Source organism: Serratia sp. HMSC15F11 (assembly GCF_001808215.1).
Classification (GTDB): Bacteria; Pseudomonadota; Gammaproteobacteria; order Enterobacterales; family Enterobacteriaceae; genus Serratia; species Serratia nevei.
In genome coordinates this window covers 1-1114 of record NZ_KV792474.1, presented here as the reverse complement: position 1 = coordinate 1114, position 1114 = coordinate 1, and the positions used below count along the sequence as shown (strand labels likewise).

1 protein-coding gene and 1 pseudogene are annotated in these 1114 nt (G+C 53.9%); one reads left to right on the top strand and one right to left on the bottom strand.

Going from position 1 to position 1114, the window contains the following annotated elements:
* A partial coding sequence (pqiC, locus tag HMPREF3138_RS15750) for a membrane integrity-associated transporter subunit PqiC (RefSeq protein WP_070559164.1) occupies positions 1-546 on the top strand: 546 nt, incomplete at its 5' end.
* Positions 547-869: 323 nt separating this feature from the next.
* Here the strand turns inward: pqiC and HMPREF3138_RS26850 are convergent.
* Positions 870-1114: pseudogene (locus tag HMPREF3138_RS26850) on the bottom strand (hypothetical protein); the annotation flags it as partial.

Sequence of the window (1114 nt, the reverse complement as noted above, 5' to 3'; positions counted from 1 at the left end):
ATCCCGGTAGCCCTGGCGCTGTTGCTCAGCGCCTGCAGCAGTTCACCACAGAAGACTTACTATCAGTTGCCGGCGCTGGGCGCGCCGGCGGTGGTCAGCAGCAGCGGCGCCTCCACGCGCCAGCTGTGGCTGGAGCACGTGAGCGTGGCGGATTATCTGGCGCAGAGCGGCGTGGTGTATCAGACCAACGACGTGCAGTATGTGATTGCCCAGAACAATCTGTGGGCCAGCCCGCTCGACCAGCAACTGCAGCAAACGCTGGTCACCAACCTGAGCAGTGCGCTGCCGGGCTGGGTGGTCTCTTCGCAGCCGATGAGCAGCGATCAGGTTGTGCTGAACGTGACCATCAGCGGTTTCCACGGCCGTTTTGACGGCAAGGCGATCATTCGCGGCGAGTGGGTGCTGAACCGCCAGGGGCGTTTGATCAAACGGCCGTTCAGTCTGGAGCTGAAACAGGGTGAGGACGGTTATGACGCCCTAGTACGCACCCTGGCGCAGGGCTGGCAGCAGGAAGCTCAGGCTATCGCTCAAATACTAAACCTCTGAGCGAAGGTTGTGCCAATCGAAAAGATACGCCAAATTCCTAGGGTAAAAGCACGTAGCTCTAAATAAGCAAGATTCATTGCCGCCATCTTCTGCTTGCGACTGATACTCGCTTTCTTGCTTGTTTCTAAACGAGCATGTTAAGCGCCATATGACGCATACTACCCAGGAGTTTAGCGGCATTACCGCGATCGACCTGACTGGCATCCTCATTCATCATGACATCGGGCACCTAGTGCAATCGGTTTTCAATTTCCCAGTATCTTCGAACAATGTTGGGAAAATGTTCGGATGTCAGCACTGCAGAACTGATATAGTAACGGTATCTAGCGACTCTTTCCCCCTACTGAATCAATGCGATAACCTATCGCTATACCCAGTGTTTGAAGCCCCTGCCAGTCAGGGTAATGAGCAGCCAGTTCCTGTGCTGGTATTACGTAGCATTTGCGTGCTTCGATATGCCCATGTTCATACTCGATACTGCAGCCTGGATTTTCTTGAAGCAACGGTTCTAACGCTTTTTTACCGCCTTTTTCAGATTTATTTGGTTGCCCTTTACGGCTAGGGAAGG